This is a genomic window from Kitasatospora sp. NBC_00070 (assembly GCF_045041205.1).
Taxonomy (GTDB): Bacteria; Actinomycetota; Actinomycetes; order Streptomycetales; family Streptomycetaceae; genus Kitasatospora.
The window spans coordinates 1,481,045-1,501,184 of record NZ_CP108247.1; the positions used below are offsets into that span (position 1 = coordinate 1,481,045).

17 protein-coding genes are annotated in these 20,140 nt (G+C 72.4%); 12 read left to right on the forward strand and 5 right to left on the reverse strand.

All coding sequences use genetic code 11. The features are described 5' to 3' along the window. The first annotated feature begins 88 nt into the window (after nt 1-88). From treY to OHV05_RS07045, 6 genes are all read left to right on the forward strand, one after another. Nucleotides 89-2,500: a malto-oligosyltrehalose synthase gene (treY, locus tag OHV05_RS07020; protein ID WP_405016874.1), complete on the forward strand. Its 2,412-nt coding sequence runs from the start codon at nt 89-91 to the stop codon at nt 2,498-2,500. Between the two features lie 29 nt (nt 2,501-2,529). Further along, nucleotides 2,530-4,251: a malto-oligosyltrehalose trehalohydrolase gene (gene treZ, locus OHV05_RS07025; protein WP_405016875.1), complete on the forward strand. Its 1,722-nt coding sequence runs from the start codon at nt 2,530-2,532 to the stop codon at nt 4,249-4,251. A 72-nt stretch (nt 4,252-4,323) separates the two neighbouring features. Beyond that, nucleotides 4,324-4,872 carry a DUF6939 family protein gene (locus OHV05_RS07030; protein ID WP_405016876.1) on the forward strand — a complete coding sequence of 183 codons (549 nt, stop codon included), beginning with the start codon at nt 4,324-4,326 and terminating at the stop codon, nt 4,870-4,872. 108 nt (nt 4,873-4,980) lie between these two features. Continuing rightward, nucleotides 4,981-5,706 carry a WXG100 family type VII secretion target gene (locus OHV05_RS07035; protein ID WP_405016877.1) on the forward strand — a complete coding sequence of 242 codons (726 nt, stop codon included), beginning with the start codon at nt 4,981-4,983 and terminating at the stop codon, nt 5,704-5,706. Continuing rightward, nucleotides 5,703-9,416, forward strand: coding sequence for a DUF6531 domain-containing protein (locus OHV05_RS07040; protein WP_405016878.1), 3,714 nt, complete (start codon nt 5,703-5,705; stop codon nt 9,414-9,416). The genes OHV05_RS07035 and OHV05_RS07040 overlap by 4 nt, the downstream gene beginning before the upstream one ends. 72 nt (nt 9,417-9,488) lie before the next feature. Beyond that, complete coding sequence (locus tag OHV05_RS07045; protein ID WP_405016879.1) at nt 9,489-9,938, forward strand: hypothetical protein; 450 nt, start codon at nt 9,489-9,491, stop codon at nt 9,936-9,938. Nucleotides 9,939-9,961: 23 nt separating this feature from the next. On the opposite strand, the gene OHV05_RS07050 is transcribed toward OHV05_RS07045, so the two are convergent. Both OHV05_RS07050 and OHV05_RS07055 read right to left on the reverse strand, forming a co-directional pair. After that, entirely contained in the window at nt 9,962-10,858 is an 897-nt protein-coding gene (locus OHV05_RS07050; RefSeq protein ID WP_405016880.1) for a transketolase family protein, read from the reverse strand. A gap of 23 nt (nt 10,859-10,881) precedes the next feature. Then, nucleotides 10,882-11,586, reverse strand: coding sequence for a thiamine pyrophosphate-dependent enzyme (locus tag OHV05_RS07055; RefSeq protein ID WP_405016881.1), 705 nt, complete (start codon nt 11,584-11,586; stop codon nt 10,882-10,884). Between the two features lie 57 nt (nt 11,587-11,643). Between OHV05_RS07055 and soxR the strand changes: the two genes are divergently transcribed. The 4 genes from soxR to OHV05_RS07075 all read left to right on the forward strand — a co-directional run bounded on the left by soxR (nt 11,644) and on the right by OHV05_RS07075 (nt 15,801). Next, the gene (gene soxR / locus OHV05_RS07060; RefSeq protein WP_405016882.1) at nt 11,644-12,132 is read left to right on the forward strand and encodes a redox-sensitive transcriptional activator SoxR; all 489 of its coding nucleotides are present in this window, start codon (nt 11,644-11,646) and stop codon (nt 12,130-12,132) included. A gap of 69 nt (nt 12,133-12,201) precedes the next feature. Beyond that, entirely contained in the window at nt 12,202-13,056 is an 855-nt protein-coding gene (locus OHV05_RS07065; RefSeq protein WP_403046312.1) for an SAM-dependent methyltransferase, read from the forward strand. Nucleotides 13,057-13,156: 100 nt separating this feature from the next. After that, entirely contained in the window at nt 13,157-15,400 is a 2,244-nt protein-coding gene (locus tag OHV05_RS07070) for a hypothetical protein (RefSeq protein ID WP_405016883.1), read from the forward strand. 14 nt (nt 15,401-15,414) lie between these two features. After that, nucleotides 15,415-15,801: a DUF5955 family protein gene (locus tag OHV05_RS07075; RefSeq protein ID WP_405016884.1), complete on the forward strand. Its 387-nt coding sequence runs from the start codon at nt 15,415-15,417 to the stop codon at nt 15,799-15,801. Here OHV05_RS07075 and coaE read toward each other — a convergent pair whose 3' ends face one another. Then, a complete protein-coding gene (gene coaE, locus OHV05_RS07080) occupies nt 15,802-16,392 on the reverse strand; it encodes a dephospho-CoA kinase (protein ID WP_405016885.1) in 591 nt (196 codons plus the stop codon). A gap of 4 nt (nt 16,393-16,396) precedes the next feature. Then, nucleotides 16,397-17,041 (reverse strand): MBL fold metallo-hydrolase, encoded by a 645-nt coding sequence (locus OHV05_RS07085; RefSeq protein WP_405016886.1) that lies wholly within the window; start codon nt 17,039-17,041, stop codon nt 16,397-16,399. A gap of 62 nt (nt 17,042-17,103) precedes the next feature. Between OHV05_RS07085 and OHV05_RS07090 the strand changes: the two genes are divergently transcribed. Together OHV05_RS07090 and OHV05_RS07095 are read left to right on the forward strand one after the other, a co-directional pair. After that, nucleotides 17,104-17,520, forward strand: coding sequence for a MarR family winged helix-turn-helix transcriptional regulator (locus OHV05_RS07090; protein ID WP_405016887.1), 417 nt, complete (start codon nt 17,104-17,106; stop codon nt 17,518-17,520). Nucleotides 17,521-17,607: 87 nt separating this feature from the next. Beyond that, entirely contained in the window at nt 17,608-17,760 is a 153-nt protein-coding gene (locus tag OHV05_RS07095) for a hypothetical protein (protein ID WP_184921018.1), read from the forward strand. On the opposite strand, the gene OHV05_RS07100 is transcribed toward OHV05_RS07095, so the two are convergent. Beyond that, nucleotides 17,750-19,987, reverse strand: a complete 2,238-nt coding sequence (locus OHV05_RS07100; RefSeq protein WP_405016888.1) for an MMPL family transporter — start codon at nt 19,985-19,987, stop codon at nt 17,750-17,752. The two genes, OHV05_RS07095 and OHV05_RS07100, sit on opposite strands and share 11 nt — an antisense overlap. Between the last annotated feature and the right edge of the window lie 153 nt (nt 19,988-20,140).

The following is a 20,140-nucleotide window of genomic DNA, read 5'->3' on the forward strand; positions in this document are numbered from 1 at the left end:
CCACTCCGACCAGCCACTCCGACCACAGGATTGGGCCGTTCGCACCAACACCGCGTTGGCCCGCCGACCGCCCGGGTAGGCATCAGCCATGACCTCCGAGCAGCCACGCCCGGCGGCGGGCGCCGTCGGTCCGCCCACGTCCAGCTACCGGCTCCAGCTCCAGCCCGCCTTCACCCTGCACGACGCCCGCCGCGCCGTCCCCTACCTGGCGGCGCTGGGCGTCTCACACCTGCACCTCTCCCCGCTCCTCGAAGCCACCCCCGGCTCCACCCACGGCTACGACACCGTCGACCACGGCCGGATCAGCGAGCAGCTCGGCGGCGAGCCCGCCCTGCGCGAGCTCGCCGCCGAGGCGCACCGCCACCAGCTGCGGCTGATCGCCGACGTGGTCCCCAACCACATGGCCCTGCCGGTGCCCGAGCAGCTCAACCAACCGCTCTGGGAGGTACTCAGGGACGGCCCCGACTCCCGGTACGCGCACTGGTTCGACATCGACTGGACGGCCCAGCCGGGCCCGGTGGACGCACCCGGGCGCGGCCGGCTGCTGCTGCCGCTGCTCGGCGACCGGCTCGGCGCGGTGCTGGACCAGTTCACCGTGGAGGGCGACACCCTGCGGTACTTCGAGCACGCCTTCCCGCTCCGCCCCGGCACCGCCGGGCTGCCGATCGGGGAGCTGCTCGGCCGTCAGTGGTACCGCCCGGCCTGGTGGCGGCTGGCGGACGGCGAGCTGAACTACCGTCGGTTCTTCACGGTGAACCAACTGATCGCGGTCCGGGTCGAGGTGCCCGAAGTCTTCGAGGCCACCCACCGCACCCTGCTGCGGCTGCACGCCGACGGCGTGCTGGACGGCTTCCGGATCGACCACCCCGACGGTCTGGCCGACCCGCGCGGCTACCTGCGCCGGCTGGCCGAGGCCACCGGCGGGGCGTACACCGTGGTCGAGAAGATCCTCACCGGCCCGGAGCGGCTGCCCGCCGACTGGGCCTGCGCGGGCACCACCGGGTACGACGCGTTGCGCCGGATCGACGGGGTGCTCACCGACCACGCCGGGGCCGAGCGGCTGGTGCACGCCTACCGGCAGGACTGCGGCTCCACCGCCGACCCCGCCGAGGAGGGCCGCCGGGGCCGGGCCGAGCTGACCGCCCCGGGCGGCGAGCTGGCCGCCGAGGTGGCCCGGCTGGTCCGGCTGGTGGAGCGGATCGGCGCCGCCGAGCCGGCCCTCGCCGACCACCCCGCCCCGGCCGTCCGGGCGGTGCTGGCCGAGCTGCTGACGGCCTATCCGGTCTACCGCCCGTACGTGGTGCCCGGCGAGCCCGCCCCGGCCGAGGCGGTCACCGACGTCACCGCCGCGCTGGCCGGCCTGCCGCCGGAGCTGGCTGCGACCGGCGAGCTGGTCCGCGGCCTGGCGCTCGGCGAGCTCGGGCGCGGCCCGGCCAAGGACGAGTTCTGCGCCCGCTTCGGCCAGACCGCCTCGGCGGTGGCGGCCAAGGGCGTGGAGGACACCGCCTTCTACCGGTTCAACGCGCTGCTCAGCCTGAACGAGGTGGGCGGCCACCCGGCCCGGCCCGGCCTGCGCCCGGCCGAGTTCCACGACTGGTGCGGCTACCTCGCCGAGCACTGGCCGCACACCATGACGGCGCTCTCCACCCACGACACCAAGCGCAGCGCCGACGCCCGGGCTCGGCTGACCGTGCTGGCCGAGCTCCCGGAGCGGTGGGCCGCCGAGTGCGCCGCCTGGACCACGGCCGCCGGTCCCTGCCCGGACCGCCCGACCGCCTGGCTGCTCTGGCAGACCCTGATCGCCGCCTGGCCGGTGGAGCCCGACCGGCTGGTCGGGATACTGCTCAAGTCGGTCCGCGAGGCCAAGCGCGCCACCTCCTGGACCAGCCCGGACGAGCGGTTCGAGCGCCGCCTGACCGAGTACGCCCGGGCGGCCCTGGCCAACCCGGGCCTGTGCCCCCGGATCGAGGGCTTCGTGCACTCGATCGCCCCGCACGCCCGCAGCAACTCGCTCGCGGCCGCGCTGCTGCACCTGACCGTGCCGGGCGTGCCCGACCTGTTCCAGGGCAGCGAGGAGCCGCTCTACACCCTGGTCGACCCGGACAACCGGGCCCCGGTGGACCTCGGCTCGCTCGCCGTCCGGCTGACCGACTCCCCCGCCGACCGCCCGGGCGACCTGGCCAGGGAGAAGCTGCACCTGACGGCGACCGCCCTGCGGCTGCGCCGGGCCGGCGAGCTGGGCCGGTACCGGCCGCTGGCGGCGACCGGCCCGGCCGCCGGCCACCTGCTCGCGTTCACCCGCGGCGAGCGGACGGTCAGCGCGGTCACCCGGCTGCCGTACGGGCTCGACCACGGCGGTGGCTGGCGCGACACGATGCTCGAACTCCCGCCGGGCCACTGGACGGACCAGCTGACCGGGCTGCCGGTCGGAGATGGCGAAGTGTCGGTGGCGAGGTTGCTGAAGCACCATCCGGTGGCCCTGCTGGTGCGAGACTCCTGAGACCCCCTTCGGTGATTGGTGGCAGCAGCGTGACGGAGTACCAGGTCTGGGCCCCGGAGGCGTCCCGGGTCGAGGTGGAGGTGGCCGGCTCGGCGCACCCGATGGCCCCGGTGCCGGACCGGGACGGCTGGTGGACCGCGGTCGGCCCGAGCGGCGACTACGGCTTCCGCCTCGACGGCGGCCCGCCGCTGCCCGACCCGCGCTCCCCGCACCAGCCGTTCGGCCCGGACGGGCTGAGCCGCCCGGTGGACCACGCCGCCTTCCACTGGTCCGACACCCCCTGGCAGGGCCGGCCGCTCCCCGGCGCCGTGGTGTACGAGCTGCACGTCGGCACCTTCACCCCGGGCGGCACCTTCGAGGCGGCCGCCACCCGGCTCGACCACCTGGTCGAACTCGGGGTGGACTTCGTGGAGTTGCTGCCGGTCTGCCCGTTCCCCGGCCGGCACGGCTGGGGCTACGACGGGGTCTCGCTCTGGGCCGTGCACGAGCCGTACGGCGGCCCCGAGGGCCTCAAGCGCTTCGTCGACGCCGCGCACCGCAAGGGCCTCGGGGTGATCCTGGACGTGGTGCACAACCACCTAGGCCCGTCCGGCAACTACCTGCCCGCGTTCGGCCCGTACTTCACCGACCGGCACCAGACCCCGTGGGGGTCGGCGGTCAACCTGGACGCCCCCGGCTCCGACGAGGTGCGGTCCTACCTGATCGGCAGCGCGCTCGGCTGGCTGCGCGACTACCGGATCGACGGGCTGCGGCTGGACGCCGTGCACACCCTGGCCGACGACCGGGCGGTGCACTTCCTGGAGGAACTCGCCACCGCCGTCGACCACCTGGCCGCCGCCACCGGGCGGCCGCTGTTCCTGATCGGCGAGTCCGACCTGAACGACCCGCGCACCACCAACCCGCGCCAGGCCGGCGGCCTCGGGCTGACCGCGCAGTGGAGCGACGACTTCCACCACGCCCTGCACGCCACCCTGACCGGCGAGTCCCAGGGCTACTACGCCGACTTCGCCCGGGAGCCGCTGGCCGGGCTGGCCAAGACCCTCACCCAGGGCTTCTTCCACGACGGCAGCTGGTCCTCGTTCCGGGGCCGCAGCCACGGCCGGCCGTTCCCCACCGACTTCGGCCACCGGCTGCTCGGCTACACCCAGACCCACGACCAGATCGGCAACCGCGCCACCGGCGACCGGCTCGCCGCCTCCCTCTCCCCCGGCCGGCTCGCCGCGGGGGCCGCCCTGATGCTCACCTCGCCGTTCACCCCGATGCTCTTCATGGGCGAGGAGTGGGGTGCCGGGACACCCTGGCAGTACTTCACCAGCCACCCGGACCCGGCCCTGGCCGAGGCCGTCCGGCAGGGCCGCCGCCGCGAGTTCACCGCCCACGGCTGGCCCGCCGACGCCATCCCCGACCCGCAGGCACCGGCCACCGTGCTCACCTCGACCCTGGACTGGACCGAGCCGGCCGCCGCACCGCACGCCGAACTGCTCGCCTGGTACCGCAGGTTGATCCAGCTGCGGCGCACCCACCCCGCCCTCACCGACCCCGACCTGGCCCGGATCCGGGTCGACTTCGACGAGTCGGCCCACTGGCTGGTGGTCCACCGCGGCCCCTTCCGCCTGGCGGTCAACCTCGGCCCGGCCGAGCAGCTCCTGCCGCTCACCTGCAGCGAACCCCTGGCCACCTTCGGCCGGGCCGACCCGACCGACGACGGCCTGCTGCTCGGCCCCGACTCCACCATCCTCTTCCGGAGTTGACCGGCAGCCGGAGAATGTCCGTCGCAAGGGGCACACTTGGCAGCTTGTGCCACCCAGGGGGAGAGCTGTCCGATGACGATTCGTATTGCCGGCCGACGCCGTAGTCCGGCCGCACTGGCCACCGCGTTCCCCGGCGCGGAAATCATCGATGTGACGTCCAAGGCCCAGGACCCCTGGGTGCGGCTGAGCCCGTTCTATCCGCACGACGGCCTGCCGGTACCGTACTTCGACGGCCTCACCAGCCAGTCGGTGGAGGGCGTCTGGCAGGCTCTCAAGGTCTTCGAGCACGCCGACATCGATCTCGGAAAGCTCGAGGTCACCACCATGAAGGGACTGAAGCGGACGGTACGCCGGTACGGCCCCGTCCAGGGCCACCGGGCCGGCCCGCAGAGTGCGCAGCTGCTGCCGTACGAGACCGCCAGACGCCGCATCTACCTGCCGACCTACCGCTGGATGCTGGAGCACCGGGCGGCAGACCTGGTCGAACGCCTCCGCGGCATCCCGGACGTGGTGCTCCTCGACTACACCACCAACGGCGACGTGGCCGATCCCCGCAGTCCGCTCTCCCACGCGGCGCTGATTCAGCTGCACCTCGAAGGCCGGTGGCCCGAGGAGAGCTGACCGGCCGACCCACGGTCGGGATCGGTCAAGTTCGGGCAATGTCCGATTTCCCCACCGCAGTCGCGGGCTACATTCGCCTGCGCATGCGTTCGACGGGGGAGGTTTCGCATGGCTATCGAGCTGCCCGACGAGGTGGTCACGTTCCTGTCCATCATCGGGATCAACTGGCCGACGGTGAACGAAGACAAGGTCCGCGAATTCGCCTCTCATATAAGGGAGTTCGCAGACAATGTGGAGGCCGCACACCGGGACTCCACCGCGACGATCCACAGTCTGGGCGAGGCGTACCAGGGGGCCTCGTACGAGGCTCTGCTGGCCAAGTGGGCCGCGCTGTCGGACAGTCACCTCAACGACCTGGTGCAGGCCTGCCAGGTGGTGGCGACCGCGCTGGACGTGGCGGCGGACGTGATCGTGGCGATGAAGGTCGAGACGATCGCCGAACTGGTGGCACTGGCCGCCGCGTTCATCGCGGACCAGGCGGCGGCGGTGGCGACCTTCGGGATCGCGGAGGCGGCGGTGATCCTGATCGAGGAGGCCGCGAAGCGGCTGATCAACTACCTCGAGCAGCAGCTGGAGCAGTACATCATCGGCCAGGTAATCGAGGCGGCGATCGAGCCGCTGATCGAGACCGTGGCGGGGGCCGTGAGCGGACTGGTCTTCGAGGCCGCCGCGAACGCCCTGGGGGTGGACAGCGGTACGGCGGGCGGCACCGGCTTCATGGTCAACCCGGACGCGCTGGAGGCGCACGCGCTCACCATGCACGACCACGCCGAGACCGTGGTCGGCCACGCGCAGGCGTTCCAGTCCAAGATCGCGGGGGTGAGCTTCGAATGAGCAACCAGATCGTCAAGGCCCTGGAGCACGGCGCCGAGAAGCTCGGCAAGACCCTGGCGGAGGACGCCGGCAAGGCGCTGAAGAACTTCTACCGCAAGGCCGGCGACAACCTGAAGAAGGTCGCCAAGAACACCCGCGACACGGACACCAAGCACGCCAAGGACCTGCAGAAGCTCCTGGGCGGCGACCACAAGTCCGTCCCGCACCCCCACTCCCCCGGCGGGCGCGGCCGCCCGGGCAACTCCCACCCCAAGGGCCGCGGCCGCGACCAGGTCAAGAGCCCGCGCACCGAGGGCCGCCCGCTGGACACCCGCAAGTGCCCCGGCGAACCGGTCGACATCGCCACCGGCCGGATGTTCATCGACCAGGTCGACGCCCTCCTCCCCGGCTCCCTGCCACTGGAGTTCACCCGGACCTACGAGTCTGGGCTGGTCACCGGCCGCTGGATGGGCACCAAGTGGCTCTGCACCTTCGACGAACGCCTGGAGCTGGACGAAGCGGGCGTCGTGCACATCCGCCCCGACCGGATCACCCAGGCGTATCCGCACCCCGAACCCGGCGACCCGGTGCACGCCTCGGCCGGCTCCCGCCACGAACTCGACCTGACCGACGGCCTCTTCACCGTCACCGACCGCTCCACCGGCCTGGTCAAGGAGTTCACCCCCACCCGCGACGGCGACGAGGCCCTGCTCACCGCCGTCCGCGACCGGCACGGCCGACGCTACGACCTCGCCTACGACGAGAACGGCGTCCCGCAGTCCATCACGCATTCCGGCGGCTACCGACTCATCGTCACCGTCGACGCCGACCGCATCACCGCCCTACGCCTCGCCAACGCCGGCGACAGCGGGGGCGACGCCCTGCTGATGCGCTACGGCTACACCGAAGGCCACCTCACCTCGGTCTACAACTCCTCCGGCAAGCCGATGCGCTTCACCAACGACGCCACCGGCCGCCTCACCTCCTGGACGGACCGCAACAACTCCCAGTACCTGTACACCTACGACGCCCACGACCGGGTCACCGACGAGGGCGGCGCCGACGGCACCCTCCGCTTCCACTTCAGCTACGGCGACCCCGACCCCGTAACCGGCCTCCGACTCCACACCGAGACCAACGCCCTCGGCCACACCACCAGCTACCACGTCAACGAACACGCCCAGATCACCACCGTTACCGACCCCCTGGGCCACGCCACCCACTACGAACGCGACGAGTACGACCGCCTCCTCAGCGAAACCGATCCCCTCGGCCGCACCACCAGCTATGAGTACGACGGCGCAGGCGACCTGACCACCATCACCCGGCCCGACGGCGAACAGGCCACGACGACCTACACCGACCGCCTCAGCCTTCCGACGCTCATCACCGAACCGGGTGGTGTCGTCTGGCAGCAGACCTACGACGAAGCCGGACGGCGCACCTCCGTCACCGGCCCCACCGGTGCGATCACGCGCTACGGCCACGACGACGCCGGCCACCTCAACAGCATCACCAACGCACTCGGCCACACCACCCGCATCAGCCACAACCCGGCCGGTCTCCCGATCGCGAGCACCGACCCGACCGGGGCCACCACCCGCTGCGAACGTGACGCCTTCGGCCGCATCACAGCTCTCACGGACCCCCTGGGCGCGGTCACCCGGCTCAGCTGGACGGTCGAGGGTCAGCTTGCCTCCCGGACCGCCCCGGACCTGACCACCGAGACCTGGGCGTACGACGGCGAGGGAAACCTCCTCACCCACACCGATCAGCTCGGGCAGGTCAGCAGCTTCGAGTACACCCACTTCGAGAGCATCGCCGCCCGCACCGCACCGGACGGCAGTCGACTGACCTTCGACTACGACACCAACATGCAGCTGGTGGCCGTCACCAACGCCCTCGGCCAGACCTGGAGCTACCGCTACGACCCGGCCGGCCGGTTGGCCGGCGAGAGCGACTTCAACGGACGCGCCATCAGCTACCGCCTGGACGCCGCCGACCAGTTGCTCTCCCGCACCGACCCCCTCGGAAACGAGCTGCTTTACACCTACGACCAGCTCGGCCGCCTTACCTCGAAGGATGCCGACGGGCTGATCACCGGCTATGCCTACAACCAGGCCGGCCACCTGGTCCGAGCCGGCGGTGCGGACACCGAACTGATCCGCACCGTCGACGCGCTGGGCAACCTGCTCACCGAGACGGTCGACGGCCGCACCCTCACCTGCACCTGGGACGTCCTGGGCCGCCGCACCGGCCGGACCACCCCCTCCGGGCACACCAGCCACTGGACCTACGACGAGGCGGACCGGCCGACGGCTCTCCGTACCCAGGTCGGCAGTCTCGACTTCGCCTACGACGCGGCCGGGCGCGAGAGCCGACGAACCGTCAGCGGCCACCTGACCCTGGCAAACACCTGGGACGCCCGCCACCGCCTCACCGGTCAGACCCTGCGCGGCCGACAGTCGGTGCTCCAGCAGCGCAGCTACACCTACCGCGCGGACGACCTCCTCACCGAGGTGGCCGACCTGACGGCCGGCCGGCGCAGTTTCGACCTGGACCAGGTCGGCCGGGTCACCGCCGTCCACGGCTCCGACTGGGCCGAGGCGTACGCCTACGATCCGGTCGGCAACCTCACCGCGGCGGACTGGCCGGCCACCGGGGCGACCCGGGCCGCTCTGGGCGCCCGCACCTACCACGGCACCCAGCTGGCCACCGCCGGGCGGATCCGCTACGAGCACGACGCGGCAGGCCGCATCACGGTCCGTCAGAAGACCAGGCTCTCCAAGAAGCCGGACACCTGGCGCTACACCTGGGACGTCGAGGGCCGACTGGCCGGTGTCACCACGCCCGACGGCTCCCACTGGCGCTACCGCTACGACCCGCTCGGCCGACGCACCGCCAAGCAGCGCCTGGCTGCCGGCGGCAGCAGCGCCGAGGAGCACACCTGCTTCACCTGGGACGGCCCCACCCTCGCCGAGCAGACCACTTCGGCCCCCTATCTCCCCGGTCAGCACACCCTCAGCTGGGACCACCACGGGCTTCACCCGCTGGCCCAGTCCGAGGCCATGACCGCGCCCCTGTCGGAGGCCACACCGCAGGAGCAGATCGACCGCCGCTTCTTCGCGATCGTCACCGATCTGGTCGGCGCTCCCGTCGAACTCGTGGACCCCGCCACCGACGCGATCGCCTGGCGGGCGACGCCCACCCTCTGGGGCAACACCAGTTGGCCCGCCGGAAGTACGACCTACACACCGCTCCGGTTCCCGGGTCAGTACTTCGACCCGGAGAGCCGGCTCAACTACAACGTCAACCGGTACTACGACCCGGAGACCGCCCGCTACACCAGCCCCGACCCGCTCGGCCTGGCTCCCGCCCCGAACCCCGACGCCTACGTCCACAACCCGCACACCTGGTCGGACCCGCTCGGGTTGTCCCCCCATGTCTCCCGGCAGAAGCAGGACCAGCACGTGCTGGGCTCCAAGGAGTACCAGAAGCGGCTCGCACTCGGGACGCCCACGTCAGCCTTCATGTCCCGCGCCGAGGCCGACGCCTATGCGCTGCACGCCTGGGCGCATGGCACACCCGTCCCCGGGCGCCCAGGAGTGAAAGACTTCCAGCACAACCTCCCGGTGGGCCGGGGGCCGAACGGCGGCTGGCAGACCAGGGTCCGCGTGCACGAGGACAGCAGCGGGAACATCCACGCCCATCCCGTCGGGCAAGAGCACTAGGGGACCGTCATCAGCAGAAAATCTCAGCGCCCTGCGGCCCCGGCCTGGCCCTGGCAGGCCGAGGCCGAGCTGATGCAGCGCATCACCACCGCCTACCAGGACCTCCGACACCCTCGGCGGTCGTTCGCCCGCACCATCGCACGCACCGGTCCGTACCGGGACCTGGTCGGCGAACTCGGCTCGCTGGCCGAACTGGTCGACGACACCGACATCGACTGCGATGTCTGCTTCAGCTACCTCCTGGAGGCGGCCGTCCCGGTGCTGGTACGCATCTCCATGGTGGGCCCGTACGCCGTCCTGGCGAGAGCCGGCCAGGACGGCAGGATCGAGCTCATCACCGGTGACCGGGACTGCCGGTCCGATCTCGAACGGTCCGCTCTCCACGTCCTGCTGAGGCACCAGGTGATGGTCCTGTCCGCAGACCAGTTGGAGCATCCCGTGGCGCTCGACCTTCCTGAGATCGACCGGCCGACGGTCCACCACGCGCTGTTCTCGCCGGAGGACGGCATCCGGCCCTGGTGACCCGCCGGTCTCGGAGCTACGGGTCACCACAGGTACGAGGCGATCCGCTCGCGCAGCCCGGCCGCGTCCAGGCCGTAGGCGGTCAGGTGCTCCGGGATCGAGCCGTACTGGCGGTGCTCCTCCTTCGGGACGCCGAGGCCGAGCACCCGGTGCGGGCGGTCGTCCAGGGCCTGGTTGGCCTCGGCGACCGAGGTGCCCGCCAGGTAGGGCTCGACCAGGACCACGCTCGCCGGGCCGTCGCCGACGGCGGCCCGGAGGCCGGCCCGGTCGAAGGGACGGACGGTGGTCGCGTACTGGACCGTCACGTCCAGGCCCTCGGTGGCCGCCAGCACGGCGTCCAGCATCGGGCCGACTGCCAGCACCACCCCCCGGGCGCCCTGGCGGACCGTCAGGAAGCGGCCCGGTACGACCGGCTGGGCGGTCGCGTTCTGGTGCGCCGACAGCCGGACGTACGCCTTCTCGTCGCCGTCCGCCACCGCGTGCCGGAGCAGCTGCTCGGCCTCGTCCGGGTGCCCCGGCACGTGCACCGTCCAGCCCGGCAGGGTGTCCAGCAGCGCGACGTCCCCGGGTGCCATGTGGGTCCGGCCGCCGGCCGGCCAGTCGTACGAGCCGGCCGCGCTGACCAGCACCGCGCCGACGCCCTGGTGGCCGAGGTCCAACTTGATCTGCTCGAAGGGGCGTTCCACCAGGAAGCTGGCGAAGGTGTGGGCGATCGGCCGCAGGCCGGCCAGCGCCAGGCCGCCGGCCACACCGATCAGCAGCTGCTCCCGGATGCCGACGTTGACCACCCGGTCGGGGTGCTCGCGCCGGGCCGCCCTGAAGGCGTCGGCGCCGATGTCGGCCAGCACGACGGCCAGCCTCGGGTCCTGGTCCAGCAGTTCGGTGGTGACGGTGCCGAAGCGCTCGCGCATGGTGTCCATGATGTGTTGACTCCCGACTCGGTTCAGTACTTGGACTCGACCTGGGCGACCACGACGTGCGGCCGGCCCTCGTGCGGCGTGCTGAACGCCCGGTACAGCGCCTCGTGGTCCCGGCCGTCCACCGTGACGGCCGACCAGCCCGCGCCCTCGAACCGGGCCGCGATGCCGCCCTGCCAACCCAGGCTGGCCGAGGAGTTGTCGATCACGACGGTGTGCAGCCGGTCCAGCCCGTAGGCCCCGGCGAAGGCGACCGCCTCGTGGTTGCTGCCCTCGTCGAACTCGGCGTCCCCGATCAGCACCCAGACCGCCGGGTCGGTCAGACCCTGGGCGCGCAGCCCGAGCGCGGTGCCGACCGCCAGCGGCAGACCGTGGCCGAGCGATCCCGAGCCGATTTCGGCGCCGGGCACCAGCAGCCGGTCCGGGTGGTGGCCGAGCGGCGAGTCGTAGGCGCCGAAGCTCGGCAGCACCGCCGGGTCGAGGAAGCCCTTGGCGGCCAGCACGGCGTAGTAGGCCATCGGGCCGTGGCCCTTGGAGAGCAGGAAGCGGTCCCGGTCGGTGGCCGTGACGGTCTCCGGGCCGACCCGGAGCACCCGGTCGTAGAGCACCCAGAGCGCGTCCAGGGTGGAGGTGGCCGCTGGGCCGTGCTTCTCGTCGCCGGTCATCAGGGCCATCAGATGGGCCAGGTCGTCGAAGGCGCCCGGCTGCGGGGTGATCGCTGCGGTGGTCATGGCAGAGATCGTGCAACTTGAAGCCGACTTCAAGTCAAGCCCGGTATCGTTCCGGCCGTGACTCTCTCCCGGCACGACCTGCTCACCATCGGCCAGCTCGCCGAGCGCAGCGGGATGGCCACCTCCGCGCTGCGCTACTACGAGAAGCTCGGGCTGCTGCACGCCGAGCGGACGGCCGGCGGCCAGCGCCGGTACTCCCGCGCCACGCTGCGCCGGGTGGCGTTCATCCGGGCCGCCCAGCGGGTCGGGCTCTCCCTCGACGAGGCCGGGACCGCACTCGACCGGCTGCCCGGTGACCGGGCGCCGAGCAGCCAGGAGTGGAGCGCGGTGGCCGAGTCCTGGCAGTCCAGGATCGACCAGCAGATCGCCGAGTTGGAGCAGCTCAAGCGCAAGCTCACCGGCTGCATCGGCTGCGGCTGCCTGTCCCTCGCCCGCTGCGCGCTGTACAACGCGGACGACCGCGCCGGGGCCGCCGGGCCGGGGGCCCGCTACCTGCTCACCCGCGATCCGGCCGACGGTCCCGAGCCGCACACCACGGAGCTCTGATCCAACTATGCTGCCCTCGACACAAACTCGGCACCCGGCCGACTCGAACAGCCACGGGGGAGAACAGACATGACCGAGCATCAGGACGTCTCGCTGGACTGGATGTCCGGTGACCAGGCCGAACTCCGCCCGCCCACCGACCTGCGCCCGGAAGTACCGCACCCGGCCCGGATGTACGACTACTACCTGGGCGGCAAGGACAACTTCCCGGCCGACCGGGAGGCCGCCGAGAAGGTGCTCTCGCTCAGCCCGCTGGTCCGGATCAGCGCACTCGCCAACCGCGCCTTCCTGCAGCGCGCCGTCCGCACCCTGGCCGCCGAGTACGGCATCCGGCAGTTCCTGGACATCGGCACCGGCATCCCGACCGCGGGCAACACCCACGAGGTCGCCCAGCAGGTGCACCCCGATGCCAAGGTCGCCTACCTGGACAACGACCCGATCGTGCTGGTGCACAGCCGCGCGCTGCTGGCCGGCGCCGGGGTCGGCAACGCCACCGTGGTCCAGGCCGACCTGCGCGACCCCGCGGCCATCCTGGACAACCCCGAGGTCCGCAAGGTGATCGACCTGGGCGAGCCGGTCGCCCTGCTGCTCTTCGCGGTGCTGCACTTCATCGACGACGCCGACGACCCGTGGGCGATCGTCCGCACCCTGGTCGACGCGCTCCCCTCCGGCAGCTTCCTGGCCATCTCGCACGGCACCGGCGACTTCTCCACCCCCGAGGCCGCCGCCAAGGGCCCCGCCATCTACCGGAGCGCCACCGCCCAGCTCAGCATGCGCCCCAAGGCCGAGGTGCTGCGCTTCTTCGACGGCCTCGACCTCCTCGAACCCGGCGTGGTCACCGCCCCGACCTGGCACCCGGACCAGGCCCCCGCCGACACCGACGCCACCACCGGCATCTGGGCCGGCGTCGCCCGCAAGGCCTGAGACTCGGCGTATCCCTGACAGTCACCCCCCCGGCGGCGTAAGGTGCTCGGCACCGGACGCGCTGGGGGGTGCAATGGAACTGGGGCTCTCCGTAACGAAGTTGGCCCGACGCCGACTGCTGGTGCTGTGCCTGGTGCTGGTCGTGCTGGGCAGCCCGTGGATCCAGGATCAGCTGTGGACCTCCTGGGACACCCCGGAGAACCGGGCGCTGGACTGGCTGGAGGGCCGGCTGTTCGCGCTCGGCTGGTGGGTCCACGGCGACCACCCGGACATGGTCTGGGCCTGGAGCCAACTGGCCGGTGGCGTCACCTTCCTGGCCGTGCTGCTGCTCCTGGTGCCCCGGTGCGTACCGCTGCGCCAGGGCCGGCCCGCCCTGCTGGTCGGCTGCCTCGGCGCCGCCGGGCTCGCGGGCCTGGTCTCGGCCCTGCCGGTCTGGGTCGTCCTCTGGCTGGGTGACCGGCTGCACGGCTACGACCGTCCCGACCAGGCCTTCGTGGACCAGCTGACCCTCGGCATGACGGTCGGCCTGCTCACCGGTCTGGTCCTCACCCTCGTCCTGCTCTCCCTGGCGACCCGGCCGGAGAGCGGCGCCCCGACCGTCCGGCAAGCCACCAGCAAGCGTGAACGGAGCACCGGTATGGCCGAGTACCAGCGACCGAACTCCCCGCTGCTGGGCAGCACGCCGGGCGACGCGACCAGGTACGTCAGCGCGGCGACCTACACCCACGACGAACTGGCCGACTCGATCGTCGAGTACGTGGTCCACGACGAGTTCGGCGCCGTCGCCACCTCGCCCGGGTTCGACCTGGTCCCGGTCGCCCGGCACAGCATCGCCGCGCAGGGCCTGCGCCGGAAGCGCGACCTGGCGCTCACGATGGTGTTCGGCGCGATCCTGCTGACCGCACCACTCTGGCTGCTGTTCGCCTGGGGGGCGCTGCGGGCGATGACCGGGTCCTCGCCCGACACCGCCACCCGCTGGACGGCCCGTGGCCGCAAGCTGGTCACCACCCGGTACGCGATGGGCCGGCTGCTGGCCGTCGGCCTCGCGGCCTTCGCGATCGGCCTCACCCTCGCCCTGCTGCTCGGCTCGGCCGACCCGGACGGCCTGCCGAGCTGGCTGCTCGGCAGCTATCTGCTGGGCGTCCCGGCCCTGTTGGTCAGCGTCGGCGGGGTACTGACGGCGTACCTGGTGACCCTGCGTCACGTCCTGGACGTGGACGCCCGGCTGCGCGGTCAGTTCCGTCGCGAGGTGTTCCGCCCCGACCTTCCGGTCTCCCCCTCCGGCACCCGGGAGACCCAGCTCCGACTGGCCGCCGTGGCCAAGGCCCAGCGCGGGAATCTCACCGTCTACAGCGGCTACGACCCGTTCAAGGGCTACTCGGACCGGCACGGCAGCTGGTCGCTCTCGGTGCCGCTGCTGCCTCCTCCGCCGAAGTCGGGCCAACCGCTGGTCAAGCTGCGGGAGTTCGACACCTGGGAGCTGATCGAAGCGGTCCGACGCCGACTCCAGGAGACCTCGGCCCGGCACGCCACCGACAAGCCGGGACCGGACGAGAGCGACCTCACCACCCTTCGGCTCCAGGACCGGATCTTCGCCAACGGCGCCACCCTGGCCGGGATCGACGAACTGCTCCCGCCCCCCGCCCGGAACTCGCCGGCCTTCGCCCTGCCGGAGGAGCGGGTCCGGGAGATCGCGCTCAACCCGACCGGCACCGTACGCCACTACCTGGCCGCCCATCTGCCGCTCTGGGGCGACGACGTGGTGCCCAACCAGTTCCTGCACATGTCCACCGACGGCCGGACGGTGCACATCCAGTTCGAGCAGCGGATCATCGGCCCGGTGCACGCCTGGTACCACGAGATCGACCTGCTGCCCGCCGCCCTGACCCCGAACCGGCTGCGCATCCTGCGGCTGGCCAGTGTCGGCGGCACCGCCCGGGCCCTGTTCGGCGCACCGAAGGCGGCCGTCCGGCAGGTGACCGCGGCCCGGCGGCGGCAACGGCGGCGGCGGCACGAGCTGCTGACGATCGACGAGAGCCCGGGCTTCGACTTCGGGGCCGTGGTCAGCGTGCGGGAGACGGCCGACAGCCGGCAGTACCAGAACTACTTCCAGGAGATCGACGCCAGGCGGGCCTTCGCCACCCTCCAGCGGCACGCCGCTGCGGCGATCGTGGAGTTCCTGGACGAGCACGGGGTGGACACCCACGAGCTGCGGCAGCAGCAACAGACCATCCTGAACCACGGGGTGATCCAGCAGGGCGGCATCAGCATGGTCGGCAACCAGGCGGTCGGCCAGCACGCGACCGCCCAGCAGGGACCCCAGGCCCCCGGCAAGGGCAACTAGCGGAGGAGCAGGCGATGTCGAACGAACCGGTCACCAACCACGGCGTGCAGCAGTTCGGCGGCCACAGCCAGGTCGGCAACCAGGCGGTCGGGCAGCACGCCCGCGCGGTCGGCGGCCCGGTCGGCTTCCAGAACCTGGCCGTCGACCACCGGGCACTGGCGGTCGAACTCCTCGCCACCGTCGAGCGGTTGCTCGCCGAGCACCGGGCCGCACTCCCGGACGGCGACACCCCGGGGGTCGAAGTGCGGCGCCTGCGCGAGGAGTTGGCCGAGCAGAGCCCCGAACCCGGGGTGCTCCGCCGAGGGCTGGACCGGCTGACCGCGATCGCCGCCCCGATCGCCCCGCTGGCCGTCGCGGTGGCCGAACTGACCGGCGCGGTCCGGGGCGTGCTCGGCGGATAGTCAGCCCTTTCGCAGGGCGTCCCACAACTCCTGCACCCGGGGCACAAGTTCGGCCAGCGTTCCACTGTTGTCGATCACCAGGTCGGCGATCGCCAGCCGGGTCTCCCGGTCGGCCTGGGCGGCCATCCGGGCCCGGGCCTCGGCCTCGGTCATGCCGCGCAACCGGACCAGCCGGTCGATCCGGGCCTCGTCGCCGGCGTCCACCACGACCACCTGGTCGTACAGCGGCGCCAGCCCGTTCTCGGCCAGCAGCGGGACGTCGTGCACCACCACGTCCCGCTCCCCGGCCGCGGCCTCCAGCTCGGCGGAGCGGGCCCGGACCAGCGGGTGCACGATCGCGTTCAGCGCCGCCAGCCGCTCGGGGTCGGCGAACACCAGCGCACCGAGCGCGGGCCGGTCCAGCGAACCGTCCGCCCGCAGCACCGTGGGGCCGAACTCGGCCACCACCGCGCGCAGTCCGTCCGTCCCCGGCGCGACCACCTCACGGGCGATCAGGTCGGAGTCCACGATCAGCGCGCCCAGCGCGGCCAGTTGCCTGGACACCTCGCTCTTGCCCGCGCCGATCCCGCCCGTCAGTCCGATCCTCAGCATGACGTCAGGCTACCGCCCCGTCGAGATCGAGCCGCTCGCCGGGCGCGGGCCGCTCGACCACCAGCCCGGCGCCCGCACCGATCATCCGCCCGTGCCCGGCCTGCCCGAGCTCGCTGAGCACCGCCTCGTGCACGGCCAGCGCCCGCCGGGGCGCGACCTCGCGGACATAGTCGATCAGCTCGCCGACCTTCGTCCAGGGGCCGCCCAGCGGCAGCAGCAGCGTCTCCACCGGCTGCGGCGGCACGGTCAGCGCGTCGCCCGGGTGGAACAGTCGGCCGTCCAGCAGGAAGCCGACGTTCCGCACCAGCGGGATGTCCGGGTGGATGACGGCGTGCCACTCGCCGTGCACGCTGACGTCGAGGCCGTTGACCTCGAAGGCGTCACCCTCCCCCACCGCCCGGACCCGGCCGCCGAGGCCGGCCAGCTGCCCGGCCACCGCCACGTTGGCCCAGATCCGCAGCCCGGGATCGGCCTCGGCCGCCGCGCGCAGCCGGTCCTCCACGAAGTGGTCGAAGTGCTCATGGGTGATCAGCACCGCGTCGGCGCCCCGCAGGGCCTCCTCCTCGGTGAACGCTCCGGGGTCGATGACCACGGTGGCCCGGTCGGTCTCGACGCGTACGCAGGCGTGTCCGAACTTGGTGAGTCGCATGCTCAAAACACTACAGCAGAACTGTACAGTTCTGCTGTAGAGAACCCGGATAGACTCGCCCCATGGAGAATCTCGACCCCTTGGAACTCGCCGCCGAGCTGCGCGTCACCATCGGCACCCTGGTCCGCCGGCTGCGGGTCGGCGACGAGCTGCCGCAGAACCAGGCCGCCGTCCTCGGCTGGTTGGTCCGCGAAGGCCCACACACCACCGCCGAGCTGGCGGAGCGTCAGCGGGTCCGCCACCAGTCGATGGCCCGCACCGTCGCGCTGCTCACCGAGGCCGGTCTGGTCGAACCGCAGCGGCACGCCACCGACGGCCGCAAGGTGCTGCACGCCGCCACCACCGAGGGCACCGCCGCCCTGCACGCCCAGCGCAGCCGCCGCGAGGGCGACCTGGCGGCGGCCATCGCGGACCGGCTCACCCCGGCCGAACAGCACCGGCTGCGGGACGGCATCGCGCTGCTCGGCAGGCTCGGCTGATCGGCCGTACGGATGACCCGGCCATGCCCTCCGGGCTCCGGGCGCGTTGAGCAGGTCGCTCCGTACCGCCCCGAAGGGATGCCCGTCATGAAGCTCACCAAGACCAGGCTCGCCGTCCTGCTGATCACCGCCGCCGGCGGTCTGCTGCTGGCCGGCGCCGGCCCGGCCGCCGCCTGCGACGCGCTCGGCGGGCTGTCCGCGCTCAGCGGCGACTTCGGCAACAGCTGCCTCAGCCGCTGACCGCGACCGGCTCCCGCTCGGCCGGTTCCGGTTCCGGTTCCGCAGCGTCCCGCTGCACCGGCAGCACCGCGGTCGGGACCGGCGGCAGCGCGACATGCTCGGTCAGCCCGATCCGCCGGTGCAACCGCCGCAGCGGGGCGGGCGCCCACCAGTTGAACTCGCCGAACAGCGTCATGGTGGCCGGCACCAGCAGACAGCGCACCAGGGTCGCGTCCACCGCGACGGCCACCGCCAGGGCGACGCCCATCTCCTTGACCATCAGCATCTGCCCGGCCGCGAAACCGGCGAAGACGATCACCATCAGCAGCCCGGCCGAGGTGATGATCCGTCCGCTCCGCTGCAGTCCGAGCTCCACCGCGCGGGCACAGCTGTACCCCTCGTCCCGGAGCTCCTTGATCCGGGCCAGCAGGAAGACCTCGTAGTCCATCGAGAGCCCGAACGCGAACGCGAAGACCAGCACGGGTATGAAGGTCTCCAGACCGCCGGTCGGGGTGAAGCCCAACAGACCGCTGAAGTACCCGTGCTGGAACACCAGGGTGAGCGCGCCCAGCGAGGCGCCCAGCGAGAGCACGTTCATCAGCAGCGCCTTGAGCGGCATCACCACCGAACCGGTCATCAGGAACAGCAGCACCAGCGTGCCGATCGCGACCAGCCCCAGCGCCCACGGGCCCCGGGTGGCGATCTCGTGCTGGAAGTCGACCACCGAGGCGGCGTCGCCCGTCACGTGCGTGGTCAGCCCGCCCCGGTGGTCGCGGAGTTCCCCGACCACGGCCTTGGCCCCGGCGCCCTGCGGGTCGCCCGTCACCAGCACCTCGACCGTGGTGAGCCCCGGCGAGACGGGCGTGACCGCCCGGATGCCGGTGACGCCGGGCAGCTTGGCGACCACCTGGTCGGCGTACTGCTGCGTGGCGGCCCGGCCGTCCTCGACCACCACGGTGACCGGGGCGGGGGCGAGTCGGGGGAAGCGCTGGTCGATTGCCTCGGCCACCTGGCGCCCCGCCGAGGAGGCGGGCAGCACCCCGGCGCCGGAGCTGCGCCAGTCCGAGCCGAGGAAGGGAGCGCCCGCCGCCATCAGCAGCGCGACGCAGATCAGCACCACCGGCACCGCGCGACGCTGCACCCGGCGGGCCGTCCGGGCGAAGAACCCGTCGTCCGAGACCGGTCCGCCGGGCGTTCTGACCCGGTGTCCGACGAAGCCGAGCAGCGCGGGGATCAGGGTGAGCGCCGCCGCGACCGCGATCACCACCACGCTCACACCGGCCACCGCGACAGCCCGGAAGACCGGGCTGGTGAAGACGAAGAGACCGGACAGCGCGACGGTGACGGTCAGTCCGGAGAAGGCGACCGTCCGGCCTGCCGTGGCGGCGGTCCGCTCGACGGCGGCCGCGATCGCGGAGCCGTGGCCGCGCTCCTCGCGGAACCGGTTGACCATCAGCAGCGCGTAGTCGATCGAGAGTCCAAGGCCGAGCACGGTGGCGATCGGCAGCACGCTGGTGTCGATGTCCATCAGCCGGCTGAAGCCGAACATCGCCAGCAGCGCCCCGCCGACCGAGGCGACCGCCCCGATCACCGGCAGGCTGGCGGCCGCGAAGCCGCCGAAGACCAGCACCATCACCAGCAGGGTCAGCGGCAGCGTGACGATCTCGCCGAACCGGGTGTCCCGCTCGGTCTGGTCCTTGACCTCCTGCTGGGTCACCAGGTCGCCGCCCACCGTGACGTGGCTGCCGGGGGCGTCGATCGCGGCCAGTTCGGCCGTCACGGCCTTCAGTTGGGCGTCGGTGCTGCCGTCGGCCATCCGCACCGAGACCAGTCCGGCCCTGCCGTCGGTCGAGGTGAGCGCACCGTCGGTGCCGTACGGGTCGGAGACCGAGGTCACCCCGGGCAGTCCGCCGATGTCGGCGGTGGCGGCCGTCACAGCGGCCCGGACCGCCGGATCGTCCACCCGGGCGCCGTCCACCACCGCGGTCACGGTGCCCCGGGCCGGGTCGGCGGCGGCCACCGCGGCCGTACCGGCGGCCGACTCCGAGCCGCCCGCCGCCGTGGTCGACACACTGCTGTCGAACACCCGCCCGCCGATCAGCACCCCCAGCAGCAGCACCACGACCCACAGGCCGAGCACCCAGCGCCGGTGGCGGTGGCAGAACCGGCCGAGAGCCGCGAGCCGCCCGCCGACCTGAGGTCCGACGGGCTGGGAAGTGGGCGGTGCCGCAGTGAGGATGGTGCGCATAAGTGCGTAGCCTTTCGGGCAGTTCCCCTCAAAGCTAGGCGTAAACCCACCAATGCCCTATACCCGTAACCGGAGTTCCATCTCACACGAACGAACCCCCCGTCCCGGGAACCGGGACGGGGGGTTCGTCAGTGACCAACCCTCAGTGAAGAG

Excerpts from the sequence above, each read along its gene's own strand:
- OHV05_RS07050 (WP_405016880.1), bottom strand. The coding sequence starts at position 10,858 with ATGGACACCATGCGCGAGCGCTTCGGCACCGTCACCACCGAACTGCTG.
- OHV05_RS07055 (WP_405016881.1), bottom strand. The coding sequence starts at position 11,586 with ATGACCACCGCAGCGATCACCCCGCAGCCGGGCGCCTTCGACGACCTG.
- OHV05_RS07035 (WP_405016877.1), top strand. The coding sequence starts at position 4,981 with ATGGCTATCGAGCTGCCCGACGAGGTGGTCACGTTCCTGTCCATCATC.
- OHV05_RS07090 (WP_405016887.1), top strand. The coding sequence starts at position 17,104 with ATGGAGAATCTCGACCCCTTGGAACTCGCCGCCGAGCTGCGCGTCACC.
- coaE (WP_405016885.1), bottom strand. The coding sequence starts at position 16,392 with ATGCTGAGGATCGGACTGACGGGCGGGATCGGCGCGGGCAAGAGCGAG.
- OHV05_RS07095 (WP_184921018.1), top strand. The coding sequence starts at position 17,608 with ATGAAGCTCACCAAGACCAGGCTCGCCGTCCTGCTGATCACCGCCGCC.
- OHV05_RS07040 (WP_405016878.1), top strand. The coding sequence starts at position 5,703 with ATGAGCAACCAGATCGTCAAGGCCCTGGAGCACGGCGCCGAGAAGCTC.
- OHV05_RS07065 (WP_403046312.1), top strand. The coding sequence starts at position 12,202 with ATGACCGAGCATCAGGACGTCTCGCTGGACTGGATGTCCGGTGACCAG.
- OHV05_RS07045 (WP_405016879.1), top strand. The coding sequence starts at position 9,489 with ATGCAGCGCATCACCACCGCCTACCAGGACCTCCGACACCCTCGGCGG.
- OHV05_RS07075 (WP_405016884.1), top strand. The coding sequence starts at position 15,415 with ATGTCGAACGAACCGGTCACCAACCACGGCGTGCAGCAGTTCGGCGGC.
- OHV05_RS07100 (WP_405016888.1), bottom strand. The coding sequence starts at position 19,987 with ATGCGCACCATCCTCACTGCGGCACCGCCCACTTCCCAGCCCGTCGGA.
- treY (WP_405016874.1), top strand. The coding sequence starts at position 89 with ATGACCTCCGAGCAGCCACGCCCGGCGGCGGGCGCCGTCGGTCCGCCC.
- OHV05_RS07030 (WP_405016876.1), top strand. The coding sequence starts at position 4,324 with ATGACGATTCGTATTGCCGGCCGACGCCGTAGTCCGGCCGCACTGGCC.
- OHV05_RS07085 (WP_405016886.1), bottom strand. The coding sequence starts at position 17,041 with ATGCGACTCACCAAGTTCGGACACGCCTGCGTACGCGTCGAGACCGAC.